The sequence below is a fragment of the Roseimarinus sediminis genome, assembly GCF_050433125.1.
Classification (GTDB): Bacteria; Bacteroidota; Bacteroidia; order Bacteroidales; family Prolixibacteraceae; genus Roseimarinus; species Roseimarinus sediminis.
In genome coordinates this window covers 38,041-62,343 of record NZ_JBNPXV010000007.1, presented here as the reverse complement: position 1 = coordinate 62,343, position 24,303 = coordinate 38,041, and the positions used below count along the sequence as shown (strand labels likewise).

The window sequence follows — 24,303 nt, the reverse complement described above, 5'->3', positions numbered from 1 at the left end:
AAAATGGATCAATTATCATTAATTCTGGTCGATGACCATCAGCTATTTCGTGAAGGATTGCAGTTGCTCTTAAGCCAGCTTGATTACATAAAAAATGTAAGGCAAGCCGGAACTGCAAAAGAATTTTATCATCTGGTTGAAGCACAGGAACCCGACCTGGTATTTATGGACATCGATCTGCCGGAAATTGATGGCATTGAAGCTACCGGAACCATCTTGAAACAATATCCCCAAATGCGTATTATTGCCTTGTCGATGTACGGCGATGAAGATTACTACACCCGCATGATTGAAGCAGGTGCTAAAGGCTTCTTACTGAAAAATTCAGGCATCGACGATGTGGAAACTTCCATTAAAAGTGTGATGGCCGGCAAAAATTATTTTTCTCAGGAAATTCTAAGTAAACTGCTCAACAGCATTAACCGAAAAAATCAGGTACAAAAAAACACCGACCTCAGCGAACGTGAAACAGAAGTACTTTTCCAAATTTGCAAAGGATTATCAAACCTGGAAATTGCCGATTTACTCAACATCAGCAAACGAACAGTAGACAAGCATCGTGAAAACATACTTTCAAAATCGGGTACCAAAAACACAGCCGGCCTGGTTATTTACGCCATAAAAAACGGCGTGGTCGAAGTGTAGAAAACATACAAACAAAATTAAAAATTGAATCCGTAAAGCAAAAGTGTAATGTGTATTACAAAGCATTTTGCGATTTTTCGGATACTATCTCGATCTAATCCATTACTATATTCTGGCTTTTTCTGTTCCCTCTACCACTTTCACACCCCAAAACCACACTACGTTTTTATACCTAGTGCTTACGATTTAACACGTATAGACATTTTACGTTTTTACGCTGTTTTACCCCTGCTTTCAAACCCCCAACTTTGCACCAAGCTTAATCACTTAATCATTCTTTTAAAAAAAACCTATGAGTAAAATAAAATTTCTGTTTGCACTCTGCTGCTTAATTTGCCTGCAAAGCCTTTCATGGGCACAAATACGCATCGATGCTCAACTGCGCAACCGCTTTGAGTTGCGCGACGGCTACAAAAAACTGGCAGCCGACGGGGCTAATCCAACCGGAATCGTTTCACAACGAACCCGAATTAGCTTTGCCTACAAAAGCGACTTGCTAACCTTGAATATTACGCCGCAGGACGTGCGCCTTTGGGGTGGAGATGCAAGCTGGAGCTCGTCGGGAGTAGCCACAAACAATTCGATTGGGCTGTTTGAAGGCTATGCCGAAATTAAAACCGGCGAAAAATTAAGCATCAAAGTGGGGCGACAAGCTTTTAAGTACGACAGTCAGCGCATGTTAGCTGCCCGCAACTGGAACCAAAACGGGTTGAGCCACGATGCGCTGTTGCTCAAGTTTAAAATGAAAGAATGGAACCTGCACCTGGCCGGTACATGGAACAACCTATCCGATTTAAAAGCGGAAAATTATTACCCGTCGAACCGGATTAAAACCCTCGATTTTGCATGGCTAAACCGGAATTTTAACAACAATCTTACGCTTTCGTTTTTACAACTGGCAGCCGGCACAACCGATACCGACACCACCAACACGCTCAATTTCAGGCACACCACCGGCGTGTATGCACAATACACCAAAGGCAATTTTTCGGCATGGGGAAACGCCTACTACCAATACGGAAAAAACACCGAAGCCAAGGCCGTTAGTGCCTTCATCGTTGATTTTGAAGCCTGCTACAAAACCGGAAAACTGAGCCCTGGGATTGGCCTGAGTTATTTGTCGGGCAACAGCAAAACCGGCAGTGCACAAACTACCGATAAACTATTTGATGTGCATTACGGGGCGCGCCACAGCAAATTTGGGGCGATGGATTATTTTAGCTCGTTTGTCTCACAAACACAGCAAGGCGGACTTGCCCATTACTTCTACTTCCTCGATTATCAAATCAACAACAAGGTTAAAATCAACAATAAAGCACAATATTTTCAACTGGCACAAACCAATCCGTTAACGCCTCAAAACAAAAACCTTGGCTTCGAAAACGACTTAGTATTAAAATACCAATTTAACGAATGGGGAAACCTCGAAAGCGGCTATTGCTTTTTTGTACCCACCGGCTCACTCAGAACCTTGCAGGGCGTGCCCAACAACAAATTTTCGCAATTCGTTTACATTCAACTTACAATAACACCAACACTTCTAAAATAAGAGACTATGAAACGAGCATGTAAAAAATTGACCTCTAAGTTGAAAATAATTCACATCATGCGAGTTCCATACGATACCATAAAAAAACAAACAATTCAATCGTATGAAAACATCTAAAACCATCATTTTTATTCTGATTATGGCACTGTTTAATTCGTGTGCCTCGAAAAAACAAAAAGAACAAACCATTAGTATTTCCGGGGCTTTTGCACTGTACCCTTTAGTGGTTATGTGGGCAGAAGAATACAAAAAAGAAAATCCCGATGTACGTTTCAACATATCGGGTGGAGGTGCCGGCAAAGGCATGGCCGATGCGTTGTCGGGCACGGTTGACCTGGGCATGTTTTCGCGCGAGATAGCCCCGGCCGAAATCAACAAAGGCGTATGGTGGGCCGGCCTTACCATCGATGCAGTGTTACCAACCATCAGTGCTAAGAATCCTTATCTCAACGCGCTAAAAACAAGAGGCTTAACCCGCGACGAACTGAAAGCTGTTTACATTGATGGAGACATTACAAACTGGAACCGGTTTTTTGCAAACGAAGAAGCAAACGAAATAGTTGTTTATACCCGTTCCGATGCCTGTGGCGCAGCCGGAACCTGGGCAAAATACCTGGGAGGCACTCAGGAAGACCTGCAGGGCATTGGCATATATGGCGACCCCGGGTTAGCCGAAGCTGTAGGGAAAGACCCACTGGGCGTGGCTTTCAACAACACCATTTTTATTTACGATATCGAAAGCAGCAAAAAACGCCCCGGCATCGAAGTGATACCCATCGACCTGAATGAAAACGGACATATTGATGCCGACGAAGATTTCTACAACACCTTCGACGAGATACTCGCAGCCATTGCCAGTGGAAATTACCCCTCGCCACCGGCACGTGAACTGTATTTTGTTTCGGACGGAAAACCCGAAAAACAAGCCGCACTCGATTTCATCAAATGGTGCCTTACCTCGGGACAGCAATACATCAAAGAAGCCGGGTATGTACCTATTAGCAAGGCAAAGATTGATGGATATTTGGAGAAGTTGTAATGTTTATGGAAGACTGGATTCTTGGAAAAATGGAAGAATGGAATGTTGGAGGGTGTGTTTCAGGTTTAGGACGAGTCATGTTTGATGCTGTGCGTTCGAGGGCAAAGCCCGTTTGACGCTTCGCGTTTGAAGTCGGGTCACCTCCTATTGCTTTCAAAATGAAAATTACAGGTTTAGCCCGTGAAATGCGACGTAAGGAGAATATCTCACAGGGCTTGCAAGTTTCAAAAAAGCAATGACTCAATAACTGTTGACTATTTACTAATGCTGGGAGCTATGCGACCAGTCCCGATGAGTGAGGCACGAACGACATCGGGAACTATTGACTAAAAAATGTTAAGCAAACGAAAAATAAGCGACCGAATTTCAAATGGGTGGATGATTGCTGCCTTGATATGCATTTTACTTTTACCGGTAATCATAGGGGTCGCACTGTATTTTAAATCGGCACCATTGCTGGGTGAGCACACACTGGGCGAGCTCATTACCTCGTCAAACTGGCATCCCAACAGCGGAAAGTTTGGTTTTTGGCCTTTCATAACCAGTTCGATGTATGTTACCCTATTGTCGTTTGTATTTGCAGCGCCCGTGTGCCTTCTGGCCGGCATTTACCTCACCCAGTTTGCAAGCAAAAAGCTTATCGACATGATGCACCCGGTTATTGACATACTGGCCGGACTGCCATCGGTTATTTACGGTGTGTGGGGCGTACTTATTATTGTACCCTTTACCTCAAATGTGCTTGCACCACTTTTCAACACCGAATCGTCGGGCTATTCTATCCTTTCGGGTGGTATTGTGCTGGCCATTATGTGCATCCCGTATATGTTGAACATGCTTATTGAAATATTCAATACAGTGCCACGTGGCTTACAGGAAGCCTCGCTATCGCTGGGAGCTACGTACTGGGAGTCGGTAAAACATGTGGTAATACGTGGCAGTTACCCGGGCATTATCTCGTCGTTTGGACTGGGACTTGCCAAAGCATTTGGCGAAACCCTGGCCGTAATGATGGTAGTGGGCAACATGGTACAGGCAACAGCCAACCCCTTTAAAGCCGGATACCCGCTCCCCGCCCTTATTGCCAACAACTATGGCGAAATGCTTTCGATACCAATGTACGACTCGGCATTAATGTTTGCCGCTCTGCTGCTTTTGGTTATCATCCTGCTAATCAATCTTGTATTTCGATATTTTATTCATAAAACCCAACAACGATGAAACGAGCAAAGGTGATAGAAGAAAAAATATTTAAAAGCTTATCGGGCATAGCCACCTACTCGCTTATTGTTCTACTGGCTTTCATTATTGTTGTAATTTTTGTGAAAGGCTTCAACGCTCTATCGTTCGACATGATTACCAAAACCCCAAAAGGCGGTTATTATTACGGAGGCGAAGGAGGTGTACTCAATGCCATTATTGGGTCACTTTACATTGCCCTGGGGGCAACGCTTATGGCAATAGTTATTGGTGTGCCCGCAGCATTATTCATCAACGTGCACCTGGTGAGGCACAAGAAAACCCAAACGACAGTCCGTTATTTTCTCGATGCGCTGTGGGGCATTCCTTCAATTGTGTATGGTGCTTTTGGATTTACGCTGATGCTCTATCTGGGGATGAATGCCTCGCTAATAGCCGGAATTATTACTGTAGCTCTACTAATTGCACCAATTGTGGTACGTACGTTCGACGAGGTACTGAGCAAAATCCCCATTGGCATGCAGGAATCGGTGCTGGCCATGGGCTCAACCAAAACCGAAACAGCCTTTAAAATTATGCTGAAACAAGGATTTCCGGGGCTTATTACCGCCATTCTGCTGGCTTTTGGACGTGGCATTGGCGATGCAGCATCGGTACTTTTTACCGCAGGTTACACCGACCTTATCCCCGTAAACCTCGACGAACCCGCGGCAACACTCCCCCTGGCTATCTTCTTCCAGCTTAGCTCGCCCATACCCGAAGTTCGCGAAAGAGCTTATGCCGCAGCTGCAATTTTAACCATTATCATACTCGTCATCAGCCTCTCAGCCCGTGCCTTGTCGCGTCGGTATTCAAAAACCATCATTAAATAAATCGTAAAAATAAGCAACCATGGAACTCATTCAAGCAAAAGTTATGACACCATCTCCACAAAAAGCAACACGTCACGAAAAAGCTTCGGTGCCCAGCGCCATAAGCATCAAAAACCTTGACGTACATGCCCCGGGACATCATATTCTGAAAAACATCAACCTCGAAATCCCCAAAAACAAGGTAACGGTACTGTTAGGCCCTTCGGGCTGCGGTAAAACAACCCTGCTAAAAAGCCTCAACCGCCTCACCGACCTGTACAAGGAGCTTAATGTTACCGGCACCATCAACATCGATGGCGACGACATACTCAACACACGGCAAAACGTTGCAGACCTGCGCCAAAAAATGGGATTGCTTTCGCAACGCCCTTACCCGCTACCCATGTCGATTTATAAAAATGTAGCCTACGGATTACGACTTAAAGGCATTAAAGACAAAAAACTTATTGCGCACAATATTGAGAAAAACCTGCGCGAAGTTGGCTTATGGGACGAGGTAAAAGACCGTCTGCACACGCCGGCCAACAACCTGTCGATTGGTCAGCAACAACGCCTGTGCCTGGCACGCGGCCTGGCCGTTAAACCACTGATTATACTGGCCGACGAACCCACCTCGGCACTCGACCCCATGTCGAGCAGCACCATCGAAAAGCTGTTTCGCGAAATAAAAAGCCACTACACCATTGTGTTGGTAACCCACATTTTACGACAAGCCAAGCGCCTGGCCGACCATGTTGTATTTATGTATTATGGCGAAATTATTGAAGAGGGAGCTCCCAACGATCTTTTCACACGTCCACAGACTGCACTTTTAAGAGATTATCTTCGCGATGGCAACTAAGCAGCAAATAAACATTGGTTCATTTTATTATCTTTGCAGAATTCAAAAGCTGCAATCATGCCCAACAGAATTCGAAAGAGAAAAATTGGAATGTTCCCTCCCATGGAAGGCTATAAGCCCTTTGGCATTCCCATGCGCGAGCTCGAAAGCATCAATTTACTTTACGAGGAATTTGAAGCCATACGACTTGCCGATTATGAGAATCTTTCGCAGGAGGATGCAGCGGAACGAATGAATATTTCACGCCCTACCTTCACCCGTCTCTATGACAAAGCCAGGAAAAGTATCTCGAAAGCATTTGTCGAAGGAAAGGCCATCATCATTAAAGGAGGATCCTATATTACCGATGATTACTGGTACAAATGTGATCAATGTAACGAAACCATCGTTGCAATAAAGCCCATCACCCACTGTCGTAATTGTAATTCAAACGACCTGACAGCCATCGGAAAGGAAAATACAAAAAATGATAGCAGGGGAAGTAAAAATCACAAGTCACATACATAGCATCAAAATGAAAAGCATCGCACAATACAACACCCGTGACCGTGAAATCATGAAATATGCAGAGGCGGCTAAAAACAAGCAACTCGATCGTGTTGACGAGCTATTGGCCTTTGCCAGCCTGGCGGGAATAAAAACAATAGGGATTGCTTATTGTGTTAATTTTAGAAAACAAGCAGAAAGTTTAAGCAAAATCCTCAGTCAACATGGATTTGAAGTATTTAGTGTTGACTGCAAATATGGGAAAATTAAAAAAGATGAATTGCTGCCCGGCACGAAAGGACTGCTCTGTAACCCGGCCGGACAAGCTTCCTATCTTAAGGAACATCAATGTGAACTCAACATCATGATGGGGCTTTGCGTAGGACACGACATGGTTTTCAACCTCCATTCAGAAGTACCGGTTAGTCCCTTAATTGTGAAAGACCGAATCAGGAATCATTATCCTAATTCAAGGTTTGAATCGATCAATGAAGAATAACAAAAATCAAAAACGATGCAAAATACTACCGTACGAATTGCTTTTGCCACAGACAAAGCAGGCCTGCTGCACGCTGGCTTTTTTGGTTCGGCCGACACTTATCAGCTATTTGAATGGAAGAACCAACAATTTAGTGCACCCGAACTGCTTCCTAACCCGACTCCGTATGGCAGCAGTCAAATCGATTTAATGGAAAAAGGTCAGGCCATTGTCGATCTGCTAAATCAACGAAAAATAAATTTACTCGTTTCTGGCAGCTTTGGTGAAAATATCAGATTGATGACACCTCATTTTATTCCGGTGATCATTCATGCCGAAAATATTGATGCTGCATTGCTTGCCATTGAGCGGCAAATGCACTGGATTGTTGAAGAACTGAAACAAGATCGCACCCAGTTTAAGGTTTTTACCATAGGTAAAGGAATCATAAAAAGTAAGGTAGAATCGCATGGCTTTAGATCGAAAAACATCAAGGCATGAAAATTTCTGTACTCACCGACAATGCACCCGGATCGAAAACACTTTCAGAACACGGGCTATCGTATCTTATTGAACACGACGGACAAATTATTTTGTTTGACAGCGGGCAAAGTGATGTTTATCTACACAATGCCCGTATTATGGGAATTGAGCTCAGTGCTGTAACACACATTGTGCTTAGTCATGGCCATTACGACCATGGTAACGGACTGAAATCGCTCAGCGGCGGCAAGCTTGTTTGTCACCCCGGTGCATTTGCCAATCGCTACCGGAAACGCGACCACAGTTACATTGGGCTCAATATGAGCAAAACCGAAATGGAACAGAAGTTTGAGTTGCTCACCTCATCAGCGCCTTACAATATCAGCGACAACATCATTTTTATGGGCGAAGTGCCCAGAACAACCGATTTTGAATCGGAAACCACACCGTTTGAATTCGATAACTACAAGCCCGATTTTGTGATGGACGACAGTGGCCTTGTTTTGCAAACCCCCAAGGGTATATTTGTGCTTACAGGTTGCGGTCACGCGGGGGTGGTAAACACCCTCGAACACGCACAAAATATAACAGGCGACAACCGGATATGGGGCATCATGGGAGGCTTTCACTTAAAAGAAGAGAACCGACAAACCCGCGAGACGATCCGGTACCTGAAAGACAAAAATGTAAAACACATTATCCCGTCGCATTGCACTGCGCTTCCAGCCCTGGCTGCTTTTTACAATGCCTTTGGAATTGAACAGGTAAAAACAGGAAATACGTACACCTTTGAATAAATACCACAATGGACACCATAATCATTTCCACATTAAAGCAATCGTTAATGATTACCGCTTTTGTATTGCTCATGATGGTGGTAATCGATTACATCAACGTACAAACCCGAAACACCTGGGCTGAAAAATTACGTCACTCGCCTGTTTCACAAATCATTATGGCAGCCTTGCTGGGCATTACTCCCGGCTGCATGGGAGCCTTCACCGTTGTTTCGCTTTACACACACCGCATGGTAGGACTGGCAGCACTTGTGAGTGTTATGATTGCCACATCGGGCGATGAGGCTTTTGTCATGTTTGCCCTGTTTCCAGCGAAGGCTCTGCTCATCAATGCCATACTTTTTGCTATTGCAATTATTGGCGGACTTATTGTGCTCCATTTCACTAAAAAGAAACAAAAAACAGCTCGAGAAGTACATGGTTTTGTTGTCCACCAGCAAGATGTATGCAAATGCTTTGATCACAAAATCATCCTGACTCAACTGAGAAAAATATCATTTGAACGGCTGGCCATGATCGTTTTTGCTCTCCTGTTTATTGTGTTGTTGCTTAACGGTGCCATTGGTACTCCAGCCTGGGGATGGAAAAGAGTTACATTTCTGATAGGAAGCCTCTTCCTTCTTTTTGTTTTTATTAGCGTACCTGAGCATTTTTTAAATGAACACCTTTACAAGCACATCATAAAAAAGCACCTGCTGAGAATTCTATTGTGGTCGTGGGCTGCCTTTTTATTACTGCACTTCGTGCTTTCAAATGAACTGATGTCAGGTATAATCGAGAAAAACGATTACCTGATTTTACTTATCGCTGTAGTAATGGGCTTTATCCCCGAATCGGGGCCACATTTGGTATTTGTCACACTTTTTTCGCAAGGAATGATTCCTGTAAGCATACTGATTGCCAGCTCCATTTCACAGGACGGGCACGGCATGCTTCCATTGCTGGCCGAAAGCCGTAAAGATTTTTTCAAGGTGAAAGCCATTAATATGCTGATTGCACTATTGATTGGAGCAGCACTTATCCTGGCCGGCTTATAAAATTTTGCGTCCTGTAATGAACCTATGTTCATTTTATTTTTTACCTTTGTACCGTACTATAGATTATAAGACTTTAGGAAAAAGACTAGAGACTTGCTTCTAAAGACATCAAACAGAACTTACACATAAAAATTAAAGATGATGGCAAGAGGAGACAAAACAGGTCCAATGGGACAAGGTTCTATGACCGGCAGAAGTTTAGGATATTGTGCAGGATATGACAGCCCTGGTTTTACCAGCGGATTTGGCGGCGGACGCGGACAAGGCCGTGGATTTGGCAGCGGTGGACAAGGTCGTGGTTCTGGTGGCCGCAGAGGTCGTGGTCGTGGGTTCGCATTCAACGCCGGATACACCAACGCACCACAAACCAACAGCAACGATGAAATACTCAACCTGAAAGCACAAGCCGAATCGCTAAAAAAAGCACAAGAGGAAATTGAACGCAGGCTGAAAGACCTGGAAAACAATTAAGGATTAGCTCCAGGCAAAATGGATAAGAAAGCCATTGAGAAAGTGGCCCTTCCCAGTGTTAAAAACATTATTGTTGTTGCATCGGGGAAAGGCGGAGTAGGGAAATCAACAGTTTCGGCCAATCTTTCGGTAGCCCTTGCACGGCAAGGTTACCGGGTTGCATTGGTCGACACTGATTTGTACGGTCCATCGATCCCTCTGATGTTTGGGGTTGAGGGGCGTAAGCTTGAAAGCAAGGAAGTTGATGGTAAACAACGCATTGTACCTTTTGAACGCTACGGAGTAAAACTGGTTTCCATCGGGTTCTTTTTAAGCAAACAACAATCACTGGTATGGCGTGGCCCCCTGGTTTCTAAAGTAGTTACCCAGCTTTTTGAAGACACTCTTTGGGGTGACATCGATTATATGATCGTCGATTTTCCACCAGGAACAGGCGATATTCAGCTTACTACGGTGCAAAAAATGAATCTTTCGGGGGCAATTATAGTTACAACTCCCCAACAGGTAGCCGTCGCAGATGCCCGAAAAGCGGCCGACATGTTTCTTTCGGCGCATATCGGAGTTCCGGTATTGGGTATTGTTGAAAACATGGCATGGTTTATTCCGGCACAGCACCCCGACGAGCAGTATTATATTTTCGGAAAGGGAGGCGGACTGAACCTTGCCCATGAGCTTTCGGTTCCTTTAATCGGACAAATACCCTTTATAATGGAAATTGGTGAAAAAGCGGATCATGGCCTTACGGTGTACAATCAGCAAAATAAAGCTGCAATCGATGCTTTTGATTCGATCTTAACTTATATCACACACGAAACAGCAACAATATGATCGCATTCGGGCCGATACCTTCACGCAGACTGGGACTGAGTCTCGGCATTAACAACATTGTTTCGCGCAAAGTCTGTACTTACAACTGTGTTTACTGTCAAATCGGACAGACTAAAAATCGGCAGCTTAAGCGCGAAAGCTTTTACGAGCCCGAATACTTAATTCGCAATGTAAAGGAACATCTCGACAAACTCGACCTGAAACACCAACCCGACTTCCTCACTTTTGTTGCCAATGGAGAGCCCACGCTTGATATCAATCTGGGAGATGAAATAAAACTGCTGCAGGATACTTTCTTAATTCCCGTTGCCATCATTTCAAATGCCTCGCTGATGGCCGATGAAAAAGTGCAGAACGAGCTGATGCATGCCGACTGGGTTTCACTTAAAGTCGATTCGCTTGAATCCGACACCTGGACTAAAATCAACCGCCCCTACCCTGGCATCGACTTAGATGGAATACTGCAGGGCATCGAACGTTTTGCCGGACGGTACCAGGGACGATTGCACACCGAGACCATGCTGGTTGACAGACTTAACGATCACGAATCGGGTCTCGAAGCCACTTCGGCTTTTATTGCGAAACTTCATGTCGAAACAGCCTACCTGTCGATCCCCACACGCCCGCCGGCCGAAAAAACAGTAAAAGCCATTACGCCCGAAAACATTGCCAAAGCCTGGCAAATATTCAATAATAAAGGCATTAACACCGAAAACCTTACAGGCTTTGAAGGCACCAATACCGGCTATACCGGCAATGCCTACGAGGACATATTGAACATTACAGCCGTTCACCCCCTGAGAGATGACACTTTAAACGAGTTACTCAAAAAAGAAAAAGCCGGAATGGAGGTCATTGAATCGCTCATGACGCAACACTACCTGATCAAAAACCATTACAACGGACACGATTACTATACAAGAAATTACTATTTATAGCAATGATGATTCTACCTATAATAAAATATGGCGCATCGGTTTTGCGAGATAAAGCAGGACAAATTGATAAGGCAGATGACTTTAAACAGCTCTCCGAAAACATGTTCGAAACCCTGAAACAGGCTCAGGGCATTGGATTGGCAGGTCCACAGGTCAATGTACTCAAGAATTTGTTTGTCATCGACACCACGCCATTCGCTGATGACGGAACGCCTACAATTGAAAAAGCTTTCATCAACCCCGAAATTCTGCATTTTAGCGAAGGAGAAGAAGATTACGAAGAAGGTTGTCTCAGCATTCCCGGCATTTTCGAGCGTGTCAGAAGGCCCTCATCCATTGAAGTGCGCTACAGAGATCTCCATTTCGATATTAAGGAAGAAAGTCTCACCGGGATCGAAGCCCGTATTTTTCAACACGAATACGACCATCTGGAAGGCATCCTGTTTATTGACCGGATTCACCAACTAAGAAGAAAGCTGATTAATAGAAAATTACAACAAATTTCGAAATACAGACATTGAAAAAAGTCATTGAGGAAAAAGTCATCACCTAATGAAATTAGCAACTTAGCATCACAACTTAATGACTTTTTGACTTTTGACTTAATGACCTTAAAATTAATATTATGCCTAAAATGAACGGAACAGGCCCCGAGGGCAAAGGATCGGGAAGCGGAAGAGGACTTGGCAAGTGCAGGCCTCATACTTCCGATGAGTTACTCGAACAATTGGGAAAAGGACAAGCCAAACGACGCAACACAAGCGGCGGCGAAGGCAAAGGACGGCGTTTGCGCTACAATCAGCAAAACAATCAAAAGTAAGTTGGTTTATTTTCTTCCAAATTGCTTTTGAAGCCCGCCGGTAATCGCCTCGTGGTTCATCACCAGCATGGCTGCTCCCACTACGATCATGCCCGCGATGGCATACGCGTCGGGCGATTCGTCGGGCAACAACAGCCAGCTCAGAATGGCCCCAAGAACCGGAATAATGAATTTCCAGGTATTGAGGTGCGAAATTTTCACACCCGGACGGCGTAACAGGGTAAACCAAATGGCAAAAGCAGCAGCCGACAGAAAACTCAGCCAGGCCAATGCCAGCCAGAATTCGGCAGGGAAAACCCGGTTCAGTTGCCAGCCTTCGAATGACCATCCGATTAAAAACAGCACTAATCCACCAATCCATAAAGAGGCAGAACTTAGCACCAACATCGAAATGTTGCGTTTACTCTTCATCACCACCACATTGTAAAAACCACTGACCAGGTTGTTTCCGATCAGAATAACCACCCCCAACAGTTCATAAGCACCGGCAATACCTTTTGTCTGACGCCCCAGATTGATAATTACAATGCCCAAAATGCCCAACAGAATACCTCCTGTCGTTCTCAGGTTCATCTTGTCGTTGTGCATGGCAAAATGGGCAACAATGGCTGCAAACAAAGGTCCTGAACCAATCACCATGGCACCTACAGCACCGGGCACCATGTTGATGCCGGTATAAAACAGACTGTACATTAGTACGGTTTGTAAAAAGGCAATGAGCAGAATGTAAGAGAAATGGGTTCTTAGTGCCTGCACATAAGCGCCTATTTTTCCATAAAACGCCATGATCATCAGGCCCGAAATAAAAAAACGAATGCCGGCAAATTGCAGGGGACTCATGTATTTCAAACCAATTTTCACTCCGGCAAAAGCAGTGGCCCACAAAAAACAGGCAACAATGGCCAGAAAGGCGGTACCTTTCATTAATTTCCTCAGGTCTTCACTCATGCTAAATTGTTTTCTTTTCGATAACCTGCAATAAACCCTCGGCAGCATCCTCAAGCAAGTCAAGCACCAGTTCGAAGCCTTCGTCACCTCCGTAGTATGGATCGGGAACCGAGCTGTAAGCACTGCGGGTGCAATAGTCAGTCATCTTTGAAATTTTCTTCCTTTGCTCCTCGTTTTGGGCCATGACTTCCAAATCGCTCAGGTTCTGATCGTCCATGGCCACAATGTAATCGAAATGATCAAAATCGACTGCCTTGTTTACTTTTCGCGAAATACTGTCGAGCACATAGCCCCTGCGCCGGGCATGTCGTTGCATGCGCGCATCGGCCGCCTCACCTGCATGTACAGCAATGGTTCCTGCCGAATCAATCTCGTATTCATCACTCAAGCCGGCTTTCTGTACCACACGCTTAAAAACTGCTTCTGCACTGGGTGAACGGCAAATGTTGCCCAGGCAAACAAATAAAACTCGTTTTTTCATCGATCCTTTACATTTGAATAATTGGCAAAAGTAATCGATTACTGGCTAATTTAAAATGAAACGAAATTAGTACCCTTCAAATGAAGCAACTCTTAACACTTACTTATTGAGCTTGCTGGTCCTGCTGTTTACTTTCAATCTGATTGTCAGTCGTTCGCCCGCAATGACAAATCAAAATTTGTCACCGCCTTATCCTTACAAATTGTCAAATAACCGGGAGCAACATTTATTTTTTGTTACTCAATACAACAAAATGTATGATTTTTATAAATTTGTCACTTGCCGAAGAATTGATCATTGAAAATTGTTTTACAATTTTTAATAAAGTAGATAATTGGTTATTTTGCGATTGGATTTAATTAAACCAAAACAATAAAACAAACAACTATGAATTACTTCTTTTTGATACCATTGGCATCGGTCATTGCCTTGGTTTTTGCCTGGTTTTTTTATCGCTCGATGATGAAAAACTCGGAGGGCAATGATACAATGAAGGAGATTGCCCAATACGTCCGTGAAGGGGCAATGGCCTATCTCAAAAGTCAATACAAAGTAGTCGGTCTTGTATTTGCTGTCATTCTGGTTATACTTACCATTCTTGCTTACATGGGGGTACAGAATCCCTTTGTACCTGTGGCTTTCTTAACCGGAGGTTTCTTCTCAGGCCTTTGTGGTTTTCTGGGGATGAAAACAGCTACCAACGCTTCGGCCCGTACAGCTCAGGGAGCTTCGGAGAGTTTAAACAAAGGACTGAAGGTTGCTTTCAGAAGTGGTGCCGTAATGGGACTTGTAGTGGTGGGTTTTGCCTTACTCGACATTTCGGCCTGGTACCTTATTCTTACCAAACTGGTTTACACTGCCGAACACATGCGTGACGGACTGACCTTTTTAGGACTCGACCTGGTGAAAGCCGGTACCGATGAATCGCACAAACTGGTAGAAATTACTGCTGTTATGCTTACCTTCGGAATGGGTGCTTCGACCCAGGCCTTGTTCGCCCGTGTGGGTGGTGGTATTTATACCAAGGCTGCCGATGTGGGCGCCGACCTGGTTGGCAAGGTAGAAGCCGGTATTCCTGAAGACGATCCGCGCAACCCTGCAACCATTGCCGACAATGTTGGTGACAACGTAGGTGATGTGGCCGGTATGGGTGCCGACCTTTACGAGTCGTATGCCGGATCGATTCTGGCAACCGCCGCATTGGGTGCTGCCCTTTCGATGAATTCCGATGAACAAACCTCCAAAATTGTAGCACCGATGATCGTTGCTGCCGTGGGAATTATCCTGTCGATCGTGGGGATTTTTATGGTACGCACCAAGGAATCGGCTACACAAAAAACACTGTTAAGAGCGTTACTTATCGGAACCGGTGGAAGTACCGTGCTCATTATTGGCGTCGTAGTGATTATGGCTGCTGTTGGAATGATTACCTGGGGTATTGTTGGTGCTGTTGTTTCAGGACTTATTGCCGGAACCATCATTGGTCAGGGAACCGAATATTTTACTTCCGATGAATACAAACCCACCAAGGGCATTGCACGTCAGGCACAACAAGGGCCTGCCACTACCATCATCGATGGTATTGCTACCGGGATGTATTCAACCTGGATTCCTGTGGTGACCATCGTAGCCGGCATCATTGCTGCCTATGGTTTTTCAGGCGGCTTTACCAACTTTGGCGAGGGTGTTTATGGAATTGGCTTTGCTGCAGTAGGCATGCTTTCCACACTGGGTATTACCCTGGCAACCGATGCTTTTGGTCCCATTGCTGATAACGCCGGTGGAAACGCCGAAATGTCGCACCTGCCCAAAGAAGTACGCGAACGCACCGATGCACTCGACATGCTCGGAAATACCACTGCTGCAACCGGAAAAGGTTTTGCAATTGGCTCGGCAGCCTTAACGGCCATGGCCTTGCTTGCAGCTTATATGGAAGAAATTAAAATCTGGCTGAAGAAATTGCTTGTCGATGGGGAGGTTTTATCGCGTAATGGTATTCAGTTTATGAACGACGGTACCGAAACTGCCGTTGAAGGTGCCAAACAGGTGCTGCTGAACAATGCGACCATTCAGGACTTTTCGATCTATTACGATCTTTCTCTCTTCAACCCAATGCTTTTGGGTGGTTTATTCCTGGGTGCCATGATGGCCTTTGTTTTCAGCGCCATGACCATGAAAGCCGTAGGACGTGCCGCTGGTGCCATGGTCGATGAAGTACGTCGTCAGTTCAAGGAAATCCCTGGAATACTCGAAGGAACATCCAAACCTGAATATGCCAAATGTGTGGCCATTTCGACCAAGGGTGCTCAGCGTGAAATGATCGTTCCCTCCTTACTTGCCATCATTGTTCCCATTGTGGTAGGACTGGTATTCGGTGTAGCCGGCGTCGTTGGTCTGCTCATGGGCGGTTTAACCACCGGATTTACTCTGGCAGTGATGTTGAACAATGCCGGTGGTGCCTGGGACAATGCCAAAAAATACATTGAAAAGGGCAATTTCGGCGGAAAAGGAAGCGAAGCACACAAAGCAGGTGTTGTTGGCGATACCGTAGGCGATCCGTTCAAAGACACCTCAGGTCCGTCACTCAACATCCTGATTAAACTGATGACCATGGTTTCGGTGGTGATGGCCGGCTTAACCGTTGTTTATCATATTTTCTAAATCCATACTTTTTTATAAGGAAAAGCCATCATCTGTTACGGGTGATGGTTTTTTTATGCAACTGAATGTAGGTGACAAATGTGTCAGGAAACAAGACGCACGTATCAGGATGCAATAAAATTTATTCCCGGTGTGGTACGATTGGAATGCACGCCAAGGCGCAGAGACGCAAAGGGGAATAAGCTTTCAATTCCAGCTTGGCGATTGGTAGCTCAAGCTCGAAGCCAATCAGAAATTGAATAAAGCCGTTTCAATTCCAGCTTGGTACGATTGGTAGCACCCGGCAAGCATGATCACCGGGCTGGCCACAGGTTTCAATTCCAGCTTGGTACGATTGGTAGGTGTTCTTTCACAAGGATTAATAGATGGTGACAATCCCGTTTCAATTCCAGCTTGGTACGATTGGTAGAAAATCGACTTTAAAACCACCCTCGACCAATTTCTGTTTCAATTCCAGCTTGGTACGATTGGTAGCATATATAACACGTTATAGCCAATTAAGGCTCGTGTTTCAATTCCAGCTTGGTACGATTGGTAGTTTAACAAATATATCATCAATAGTTTTAAATGCTGGTTTCAATTCCAGCTTGGTACGATTGGTAGCAAAAGGAACAGGTGATACACCAACCTTAAAACTGTTTCAATTCCAGCTTGGTACGATTGGTAGTTACAGGCGAAAAATCAACATACTGATGGAGTACTACAGTTTCAATTCCAGCTTGGTACGATTGGTAGCGTACAAAGATGCCACCGGGGTGTATCACGAAGAAGTTTCAATTCCATCTTGGTACGATTGGTAGAAACACAAAGTAGTTATTACTTTATTATATTCCTGGTTTCAATTCCAGCTTGGTACGATTGGTAGTGTACGGGCAGTCGTGAAACAATTAGCAATTAAGGCGTTTCAATTCCAGCTTGGTACGATTGGTAGCCAGCCCTCCGGCTTGACCACTTGCACGGCCAATAATGTTTCAATTCCAGCTTGGTACGATTGGTAGAGCCCTCCGGCTTGACCACTTGCACGGCCAATAATGTTTCAATTCCAGCTTGGTACGATTGGTAGCAAAATACGAGCGTATGCGTTGGCTGCATTGGCTAGTTTCAATTCCAGCTTGGTACGATTGGTAGCATTTTTAACACTCCACGCACGACGCATAATTTATTGTTTCAATTCCAGCTTGGTACGATTGGTAGATAATTCACATAAAGGACAAGCAAGCTAATCTGTCGTTTCAATTCCAGCTTGGTACGATTGGTAGTTTCCAATTTTTCAGGGGTTTTTGCAATTGTGGTTCGTTTCAATTCCAGCTTGGTACGATTGGTAGCGTAAGGAGTGGCTGTGTTGTCACCGCTATCATACGTTTCAATTCCAGCTTGGTACGATTGGTAGTAAATTCAAGGCTTTTCCCGCTTGCCTTTGCAGCGTTTCAATTCCAGCTTGGTACGATTGGTAGAACTTTCATGCTTGCGTGTTCCTTCATAACTTCATGTTTCAATTCCAGCTTGGTACGATTGGTAGCCCTGTCGTCAATTGCATAATAGCAATCTTCTACTGTTTCAATTCCAGCTTGGTACGATTGGTAGTGTCACCAACAACTTTTCTTCCGCTTTCGCTTTTATTTTGTTTCAATTCCAGCTTGGTACGATTGGTAGAAACCATGTCCGAAATGTGGTGAAAATTTGCTGACAAGTTTCAATTCCAGCTTGGTACGATTGGTAGTTCGCAGCGGTGTAAAATGTGGCTATTGACACGCGTTTCAATTCCAGCTTGGTACGATTGGTAGAGCTTGCGAAGTCGCTGAAATGCTACATAGTCTGCGGTTTCAATTCCAGCTTGGTACGATTGGTAGTCCCGCCCTCGCTACAATCAAAAAACAAACATTAGTTTCAATTCCAGCTTGGTACGATTGGTAGTGCCGTTGACATGAACACTGCAAATGCTGTTCGACCGTTTCAATTCCAGCTTGGTACGATTGGTAGTCAAAGAATGCTGTTATGATGATTGCCTTTTTCATGTTTCAATTCCAGCTTGGTACGATTGGTAGAATCGTAAGCCTGATTCCAATTAACTGTATTGAAGTTTCAATTCCAGCTTGGTACGATTGGTATTATCAAAATCAAAATTATCAGATAAATTATTTGATAGTTTCAATTCCAGCTTGGTACGATTGGTATCTGGAAATGCTCGCACAAACATATTCTGTGCTCAGTTTCAATTCCAGCTTGGTACGATTGGTATTTTCGCCGTAAGCGGCAATAAGGGCATCGCCGCCGTTTCAATTCCAGCTTGGTACGATTGGTATCAGTAACCTATCCACATACACTGAACTAAATTAAGTTTCAATTCCAGCTTGGTACGATTGGTATCTATTGCACAATGTCACGATTCTGAATATAACTTGTTTCAATTCCAGCTTGGTACGATTGGTATTCGTTGTCGATTACATTGAAACACTCAAAAGCGATGTTTCAATTCCAGCTTGGTACGATTGGTATCAAGCGTTAAGTCAGCATCAAGCGCAATCGTCAAGTTTCAATTCCAGCTTGGTACGATTGGTATCAAACATGATTACAGGGCTGGCCACCGTGGCCACTACGTTTCAATTCCAGCTTGGTACGATTGGTATTACCCTCGATCTGCTCGACTATGCTACAAAGGACGTTTCAATTCCAGCTTGGTACGATTGGTATATTGCTTACCAGTTAAATGTTGTATCAAAATATATGTTTCAATTCCAGCTTGGTACGATTGGTATAACTATTAAACCTGCACATCAATCTTCCATGTCTGATGTTTCAATTCCAGCTTGGTACGATTGGTATTCAATTCCTATGCAATTGATTTGCTAATGGGTACTTGTTTCAATTCCAGCTTGGTACGATTGGTATAATACGATGAGGGAACAGAAGCGCGTGGTACAGGTGTTTCAATTCCAGCTTGGTACGATTGGTATTTGACAAATACGACAAGGCCGGGGCTTTACTTTCGTTTCAATTCCAGCTTGGTACGATTGGTATATATATCAAATCCGCTTTCAGTATAGCTACCATCGTTTCAATTCCAGCTTGGTACGATTGGTATCAAAACTGAAAACGAACGGGTTGCCGAATACAAAAAGGTTTCAATTCCAGCTTGGTACGATTGGTATCATAATTAATCGTGAAATAAAAAAATTCATAACCAAGTTTCAATTCCAGCTTGGTACGATTGGTATAGGTGTAATAACAACAATTAAGAACGAGCGACTCAAGTTTCAATTCCAGCTTGGTACGATTGGTATCCGTTCGACGACTAAAAAAATAGAACTCATTTTCAATGCAATGAGCGAAAACAAAGATAGCTTTTTATACCTAAAAGTTGTCGTTTATCTAAACGGTAATTTTACCCCTGGTTCGACAAGTAGATATAAGTTGTTTATTTTCAGTACGTCAAAGAACTTTTTAGCTGTATTCTCTCGTGCTACTACCTTTTCTCTAAAGTATAAAAAACGTCATCGACAAGCCCGGCTCATAAAAATGTGTCCAAATTCTGCCTTTCCTGCCCCACTACCTCTTTATCCAGCCACTTCTCCTGACGGGTCTTAAAGATAATTAAACTGTCGGACTCAACATCCATAATCGCCAGCGCTTCCTGCTTTAATTCCAACAGTTTTACTTCTGACAATTCTCCTTCGAAAACCGAATTCTGAATCCAGTTTAGATACCTGCGGCAAAGCTTTAACATCTTCCCTACCCGCTTTTGGCCTACGTCGTATACTAATATGATGTACATGCTTTTTAGATTGAATGAGATTGAAAAAAAGATTGAATGAGATTGACTTAGGTGCTACTTCGTTTGCGCATGGATGCCAGAAGCTTTAATAGTTCAAGGCTTTCAGAATGCAATTCTTTCGCCAGCTGATCGTTGATTATTCCTGAGGTCACTGTCAGTTCGAGCCACATTTCCGTTTCATCGGCCTCTTCCACAGCAACAGATAATTTGCTGAAAAACTCAGCTTTTGACCTTCCCCGTAAAGCAGCCCGATAGTTGGCATACATCGATGTACCCGAACGGGTAAGCTGATGATTGATGATTCGCCCTCGTTCAGTTCGCGGTAACAGTTCTGAAAAATCCAAAATCTTTAAAGCGAATTTCATGATCCGCTCCCGAATTTCGATCTTGTAATTCAGCCATTCCTGGTTTTCCATAGTAAGCAATTATTAGTTTTTTAATTGGATTGAAGGAGATTGAAGAGATTGATCCAGCTATTTCAACCATCTTTTTTCTTCCATCTTTTTCATCAATCATTTCATTCATTTCATTCATTTCATTCCTCACCACCACATCTTAAATGGCTGATAGTCTTCAATTCCCAGCAGGTGTTTCTGTATTTTGAAGCATTCCAGCTTGATGAGGTGTTTATAGCTGACCGAACGGTTCAACGAACGATGTTTAATGGTTTCCTGCAAGCGGTCTTCAAAGGCCTGTACAAATACTTTTCGGCCTGGGTTTTTCAACAAGACCCGATTCAGGTTCTCCTCAAAGTGTTTCGAGCTAAGCATCTTCTTATTCATCACTTTAAAAATTACCCGGTCGACAAGCAGTGGCTTAAAAATTTCGGCCAAATCGAGCGAAAGAGAAAAACGGCGTTCACCGGGTGTGTGCAGATAACTGATTACCGGGTTGAGTTGCGTTTGATGAATGGCCCTGAGACATTGACTGTAACACATCATGTTTCCAAACGAAATCAGGGCATTTACCTCGTTTTGAGGAGGACGGTAGCTGCGTCCGTCCATACTGAAATCGTTAATGATGAGCTCAAATGCTTCGTAATAGTTTTTGCGAATATTCCCCTCAATCCCCATTAACTGATCAATCTCACGAACTCCGGCCATTTGTGCGCGAAGCGCATCGATGATTTCGATAAGGGGAAGCAGGTCTTTTCCGCGTGAGTTATAATAACGAAGGTTTTTAATCATATTAAACGAAGCACCATCGAGTATGCGCCGCGCCAGATCGATGCGTTGATGTTTATTTTCATGGCACTTCACCTGGGCTACCAACATTTTGCCCGACAACTGGGCCTCACGGGGCATAAACGATCCGGTATAATTTTCGTAATAATCGAAGAAATGCACGGGAATTTGTTCCTGACCCAAAAAGTTGTACAAAGCCGAATTGGCATCAAGGTTGCCAAAACAGTATAGTTCCCCAACATGCTCAACAGGAAGGAAACGTGGTTTTTCTTCCTTGCCCTCTTCATCATAAGGGGTGAATTTCAGGGTATTGTCGCGGCGCTGCAGCAGGCCAGGGTTGAATAAGTAGTAGGTTTTTTTTGACATGTTTTTGTATTATGACAGGATTGACAGGATTGACATGTTTTTGATTTTGACGGGATTCACATGTTTTAATCAAGTGTCAGGAACTTGTGTACTTTCGGAATTTTCTTTTTACGACAACTGAACTCCCGAAATTAATTAGCAACCCTATATCCAGTCCAATACCATTAAGATAATTGACCACCTGCACTTCGTGTTGCTTTGTCAGGTTTACAACAGCTTTTAACTCAACAATCACTTCATCATTTACCAATAAGTCGGCATAATAATCACCAACCTGGATGGTTTCATAAAATACTGGAATTGGGAATTGCTGTTCTACCTTCAGCCCACTCTTTCGTAGCTCTATCGCCATTGAGTTTTCATAAACTTTTTCCAAAAAACCTGATCCAAGTTTATTATGAACCACATACGCACATGCGATAATTTTTTTTGTCAATACATCTTCTTCCATATCTTGAAATATTTAAGTGTTGTTTAAATCCTATCATGTTCATCTTGTAAATCCTGTCTGAATTTTTACATTCAATATGTTAATCCATTAGATCTTTGTCTATTCATCTTTCTCCCCGCTCCAGCAAAAATCAAAATAGCTGCACTTTTTGCACCTGCTCTTAGCTATTCTTTCAGGACATGCTTCCTGTCCGATGATGCGCTTGATGTTGGCTATCATTTCCCTGATCAATTCACGGTCGGGGCCCGAGAGTAACACTTCGCTGGTTTTATGCAGGCGCGGATATTCCAATAATCCGGTAGCACCTTCAATGCCATTTTGCTCCAGTACATACAGGTAATATTTCACCTGCCATTCGTGCGCCTCTTCGTGTTTGTCCGACTTTTTAATTTCGTGCACTACCTTGTTGCGCACATCGTAATAATCGATTTTAATGCCGTCGATGGCCACTTCCTGGTATTTCTCGCTGCGGCGGGGGTACGATGTTTCATGCAATAATTTTCCCTCGTATACCAAATCGGAGGTCGATTCCATGTTGATGCCATTGGCAAACAACCACAGTTTGCGGTGACAAATCAGGTAGTAGTTGAAGTGGGTGCCGGTGGTGTTCATAATGAGTGAATGAATGAATGAATGAGTGAATGAGTGAATGAGTGAATTAAATTTCCTTGAACATACCGCATTCAAAGTTGGGGTCGTCGCGTTGGTCGTTTCGGTTGAGCATGCAGAGGATGTTTTCTTCGGCATCGCCGGTATAAAACGACCTGCACCTGATGCATCGATCCGGTGTGGGTACTGTTTCAGGATCGATGCGTGTTCCATCATCATCGAACAAACCGTTGCTCCCTTCAGTAAAAAGATCGTTGGCCCTGAGATCCTGCCAAATCACAGCCCTAACATAATCTTCAATCGAGTTTTGTTTGAAAGTGAGCCAGTTTCTCTTTTCATCCGATTGTGATACGATGGCATTAAACTTTTCCACAGGGCTTTCTGAAATCAACGCATCAAACAACTTGCTCCTTAAGGGTTCAGTCCGCAGTCTGCTTGCAAAATCTTCCATCATATCGGTCATTTCATAGGCAAGAAGGGGTTCAATCCTGAACTTTTCACCTGGGCTAAAAATGCGCTCATCGTCTGGGTACAAAATATGCAGCAGGGCATCAGGATCATCGGAGTTATAGTATTCTTTTTGGCTTATTGTTTTTAACTCCAGCGTATCGCCAAACAACAGGCACACCCAACCAGCATCGATTACCCAGGCTATTTGGGGCAGTATTTCTGCGTATTGGTCGGGTATTTCCCTCTTTAGTTCAAAGTATTCTTCGTCATCGGGCCAAACGATGCCACAGGTGCAAAACATGCCATAGGGGCATGTTTCCGGGTCTCCGGTACAAAGTTCAAGGTCCATTCCTTCTTCAGGCAGGTATTGCACCTGATGATCCCAGTTGCTCGTTAGTGCCTCGTAGAGCCATTCTTTGGGCATGCCTATGGGCGCATCGACGAGTTTAAGTTTTAGCGAGTCGAACACTTTGAAAATAGCATCGAGCACTGCCCTCCAATGGCGGCTGTGCAAGCCGTTGAATTCTGGAAAAACTTCCTGCTTGATTCCCGTGAGTACTTCGATTGACTGATAAGGGGTGAGCCCCAGATTTACAATGGCAGGCTCTTCCTCGAATCCCGGAGGAGTTTCAAGGTATGGTGGATTTGGCGGGTTTTTTGCCGCTGCCTCCAGGTCCTCGATAAGCTGTTGTATGTATCGATCCATGTGCTGATTGCTTTCTTGTTATTGTTTTTGCTTACTAACTCCAAATAATCCTCCATTTCCTGATGTTTCCATCCCTAACGAGATTAACGAAAATATTATCACCAACATCGCGATCAAGCGATAGTCCCGTTAGGGACTTTATATTGGTAGATCGTTTGAATCCTGCCATTCAGTAAGTGCCGTCAGGTACG

26 protein-coding genes and 1 CRISPR repeat array are annotated in these 24,303 nt (G+C 44.0%); of the genes, 17 read left to right on the top strand and 9 right to left on the bottom strand.

Annotation, left to right across the window (positions count from 1 at the left end):
- Positions 1-3 precede the first annotated feature (3 nt).
- The 16 genes from FHS86_RS10480 (at position 4) to FHS86_RS10405 (ending at position 12,484) form a co-directional block, all read left to right on the top strand.
- On the top strand, positions 4-645 hold the full coding sequence (locus FHS86_RS10480) for a response regulator transcription factor (protein ID WP_429413053.1): 642 nt from the start codon (positions 4-6) through the stop codon (positions 643-645).
- Positions 646-937: 292 nt separating this feature from the next.
- On the top strand, positions 938-2,194 hold the full coding sequence (locus FHS86_RS10475) for an alginate export family protein (protein WP_429413051.1): 1,257 nt from the start codon (positions 938-940) through the stop codon (positions 2,192-2,194).
- 103 nt (positions 2,195-2,297) lie between these two features.
- Positions 2,298-3,233: a PstS family phosphate ABC transporter substrate-binding protein gene (locus tag FHS86_RS10470; protein ID WP_429413049.1), complete on the top strand. Its 936-nt coding sequence runs from the start codon at positions 2,298-2,300 to the stop codon at positions 3,231-3,233.
- Between the two features lie 333 nt (positions 3,234-3,566).
- Positions 3,567-4,454 carry a phosphate ABC transporter permease subunit PstC gene (gene pstC / locus FHS86_RS10465; protein ID WP_429413047.1) on the top strand — a complete coding sequence of 296 codons (888 nt, stop codon included), beginning with the start codon at positions 3,567-3,569 and terminating at the stop codon, positions 4,452-4,454.
- On the top strand, positions 4,451-5,305 hold the full coding sequence (pstA, locus tag FHS86_RS10460; RefSeq protein ID WP_429413045.1) for a phosphate ABC transporter permease PstA: 855 nt from the start codon (positions 4,451-4,453) through the stop codon (positions 5,303-5,305). Before pstC ends, pstA begins: the two co-directional genes overlap by 4 nt.
- 19 nt (positions 5,306-5,324) lie before the next feature.
- The gene (locus FHS86_RS10455) at positions 5,325-6,146 is read left to right on the top strand and encodes a phosphate ABC transporter ATP-binding protein (protein ID WP_429413043.1); all 822 of its coding nucleotides are present in this window, start codon (positions 5,325-5,327) and stop codon (positions 6,144-6,146) included.
- A 57-nt stretch (positions 6,147-6,203) separates the two neighbouring features.
- Positions 6,204-6,653 (top strand): DUF134 domain-containing protein, encoded by a 450-nt coding sequence (locus tag FHS86_RS10450; RefSeq protein ID WP_429413041.1) that lies wholly within the window; start codon positions 6,204-6,206, stop codon positions 6,651-6,653.
- Between the two features lie 7 nt (positions 6,654-6,660).
- On the top strand, positions 6,661-7,131 hold the full coding sequence (locus FHS86_RS10445) for a DUF1847 domain-containing protein (RefSeq protein WP_429413039.1): 471 nt from the start codon (positions 6,661-6,663) through the stop codon (positions 7,129-7,131).
- A 15-nt stretch (positions 7,132-7,146) separates the two neighbouring features.
- On the top strand, positions 7,147-7,611 hold the full coding sequence (locus FHS86_RS10440) for a NifB/NifX family molybdenum-iron cluster-binding protein (protein ID WP_429413037.1): 465 nt from the start codon (positions 7,147-7,149) through the stop codon (positions 7,609-7,611).
- Positions 7,608-8,390, top strand: coding sequence for an MBL fold metallo-hydrolase (locus FHS86_RS10435; RefSeq protein ID WP_429413036.1), 783 nt, complete (start codon positions 7,608-7,610; stop codon positions 8,388-8,390). Before FHS86_RS10440 ends, FHS86_RS10435 begins: the two co-directional genes overlap by 4 nt.
- An 8-nt stretch (positions 8,391-8,398) precedes the next feature.
- Complete coding sequence (locus FHS86_RS10430) at positions 8,399-9,427, top strand: putative manganese transporter (protein ID WP_429413034.1); 1,029 nt, start codon at positions 8,399-8,401, stop codon at positions 9,425-9,427.
- A gap of 141 nt (positions 9,428-9,568) precedes the next feature.
- Complete coding sequence (locus FHS86_RS10425) at positions 9,569-9,898, top strand: DUF5320 domain-containing protein (protein WP_429413032.1); 330 nt, start codon at positions 9,569-9,571, stop codon at positions 9,896-9,898.
- 18 nt (positions 9,899-9,916) lie between these two features.
- On the top strand, positions 9,917-10,726 hold the full coding sequence (locus tag FHS86_RS10420; protein WP_429413030.1) for an Mrp/NBP35 family ATP-binding protein: 810 nt from the start codon (positions 9,917-9,919) through the stop codon (positions 10,724-10,726).
- Entirely contained in the window at positions 10,723-11,664 is a 942-nt protein-coding gene (locus FHS86_RS10415; RefSeq protein ID WP_429413028.1) for a radical SAM protein, read from the top strand. The genes FHS86_RS10420 and FHS86_RS10415 overlap by 4 nt, the downstream gene beginning before the upstream one ends.
- Before the next feature lie 5 nt (positions 11,665-11,669).
- Positions 11,670-12,185 (top strand): peptide deformylase, encoded by a 516-nt coding sequence (gene def / locus FHS86_RS10410; protein WP_429413026.1) that lies wholly within the window; start codon positions 11,670-11,672, stop codon positions 12,183-12,185.
- Between the two features lie 104 nt (positions 12,186-12,289).
- A complete protein-coding gene (locus FHS86_RS10405) occupies positions 12,290-12,484 on the top strand; it encodes a DUF5320 family protein (RefSeq protein ID WP_429413024.1) in 195 nt (64 codons plus the stop codon).
- Positions 12,485-12,490: 6 nt separating this feature from the next.
- Here FHS86_RS10405 and FHS86_RS10400 read toward each other — a convergent pair whose 3' ends face one another.
- On the bottom strand, positions 12,491-13,432 hold the full coding sequence (locus tag FHS86_RS10400; RefSeq protein WP_429413022.1) for a DMT family transporter: 942 nt from the start codon (positions 13,430-13,432) through the stop codon (positions 12,491-12,493).
- A gap of 1 nt (position 13,433) precedes the next feature.
- Positions 13,434-13,913 carry a low molecular weight protein-tyrosine-phosphatase gene (locus FHS86_RS10395; protein ID WP_429413020.1) on the bottom strand — a complete coding sequence of 160 codons (480 nt, stop codon included), beginning with the start codon at positions 13,911-13,913 and terminating at the stop codon, positions 13,434-13,436.
- A 387-nt stretch (positions 13,914-14,300) separates the two neighbouring features.
- Here FHS86_RS10395 and FHS86_RS10390 point away from each other — a divergent pair, with 387 nt between their 5' ends.
- A complete protein-coding gene (locus FHS86_RS10390; protein ID WP_429413018.1) occupies positions 14,301-16,574 on the top strand; it encodes a sodium-translocating pyrophosphatase in 2,274 nt (757 codons plus the stop codon).
- Positions 16,575-16,821: 247 nt separating this feature from the next.
- Positions 16,822-19,855: direct repeats of the CRISPR family, unit length 30 nt; unit sequence GTTTCAATTCCAGCTTGGTACGATTGGTAG.
- A gap of 227 nt (positions 19,856-20,082) precedes the next feature.
- On the opposite strand, the gene cas2 is transcribed toward FHS86_RS10390, so the two are convergent.
- The 7 genes from cas2 to FHS86_RS10355 all read right to left on the bottom strand — a co-directional run bounded on the left by cas2 (position 20,083) and on the right by FHS86_RS10355 (position 24,112).
- Positions 20,083-20,346 carry a CRISPR-associated endonuclease Cas2 gene (cas2, locus tag FHS86_RS10385; protein ID WP_429413016.1) on the bottom strand — a complete coding sequence of 88 codons (264 nt, stop codon included), beginning with the start codon at positions 20,344-20,346 and terminating at the stop codon, positions 20,083-20,085.
- A 47-nt stretch (positions 20,347-20,393) separates the two neighbouring features.
- Positions 20,394-20,690: a four helix bundle protein gene (locus FHS86_RS10380; RefSeq protein ID WP_429413014.1), complete on the bottom strand. Its 297-nt coding sequence runs from the start codon at positions 20,688-20,690 to the stop codon at positions 20,394-20,396.
- Positions 20,659-20,871, bottom strand: coding sequence for a hypothetical protein (locus FHS86_RS10375; protein ID WP_429413013.1), 213 nt, complete (start codon positions 20,869-20,871; stop codon positions 20,659-20,661). The genes FHS86_RS10380 and FHS86_RS10375 overlap by 32 nt, the downstream gene beginning before the upstream one ends.
- A gap of 17 nt (positions 20,872-20,888) precedes the next feature.
- Positions 20,889-21,896, bottom strand: coding sequence for a type I-B CRISPR-associated endonuclease Cas1b (cas1b, locus tag FHS86_RS10370; protein WP_429413011.1), 1,008 nt, complete (start codon positions 21,894-21,896; stop codon positions 20,889-20,891).
- Positions 21,897-21,972: 76 nt separating this feature from the next.
- The gene (locus FHS86_RS10365; protein WP_429413009.1) at positions 21,973-22,347 is read right to left on the bottom strand and encodes a GxxExxY protein; all 375 of its coding nucleotides are present in this window, start codon (positions 22,345-22,347) and stop codon (positions 21,973-21,975) included.
- A gap of 99 nt (positions 22,348-22,446) precedes the next feature.
- Positions 22,447-22,959, bottom strand: coding sequence for a CRISPR-associated protein Cas4 (gene cas4 / locus FHS86_RS10360; protein ID WP_429413007.1), 513 nt, complete (start codon positions 22,957-22,959; stop codon positions 22,447-22,449).
- A gap of 46 nt (positions 22,960-23,005) precedes the next feature.
- On the bottom strand, positions 23,006-24,112 hold the full coding sequence (locus FHS86_RS10355) for a hypothetical protein (protein ID WP_429413005.1): 1,107 nt from the start codon (positions 24,110-24,112) through the stop codon (positions 23,006-23,008).
- Positions 24,113-24,303: the final 191 nt, after the last annotated feature.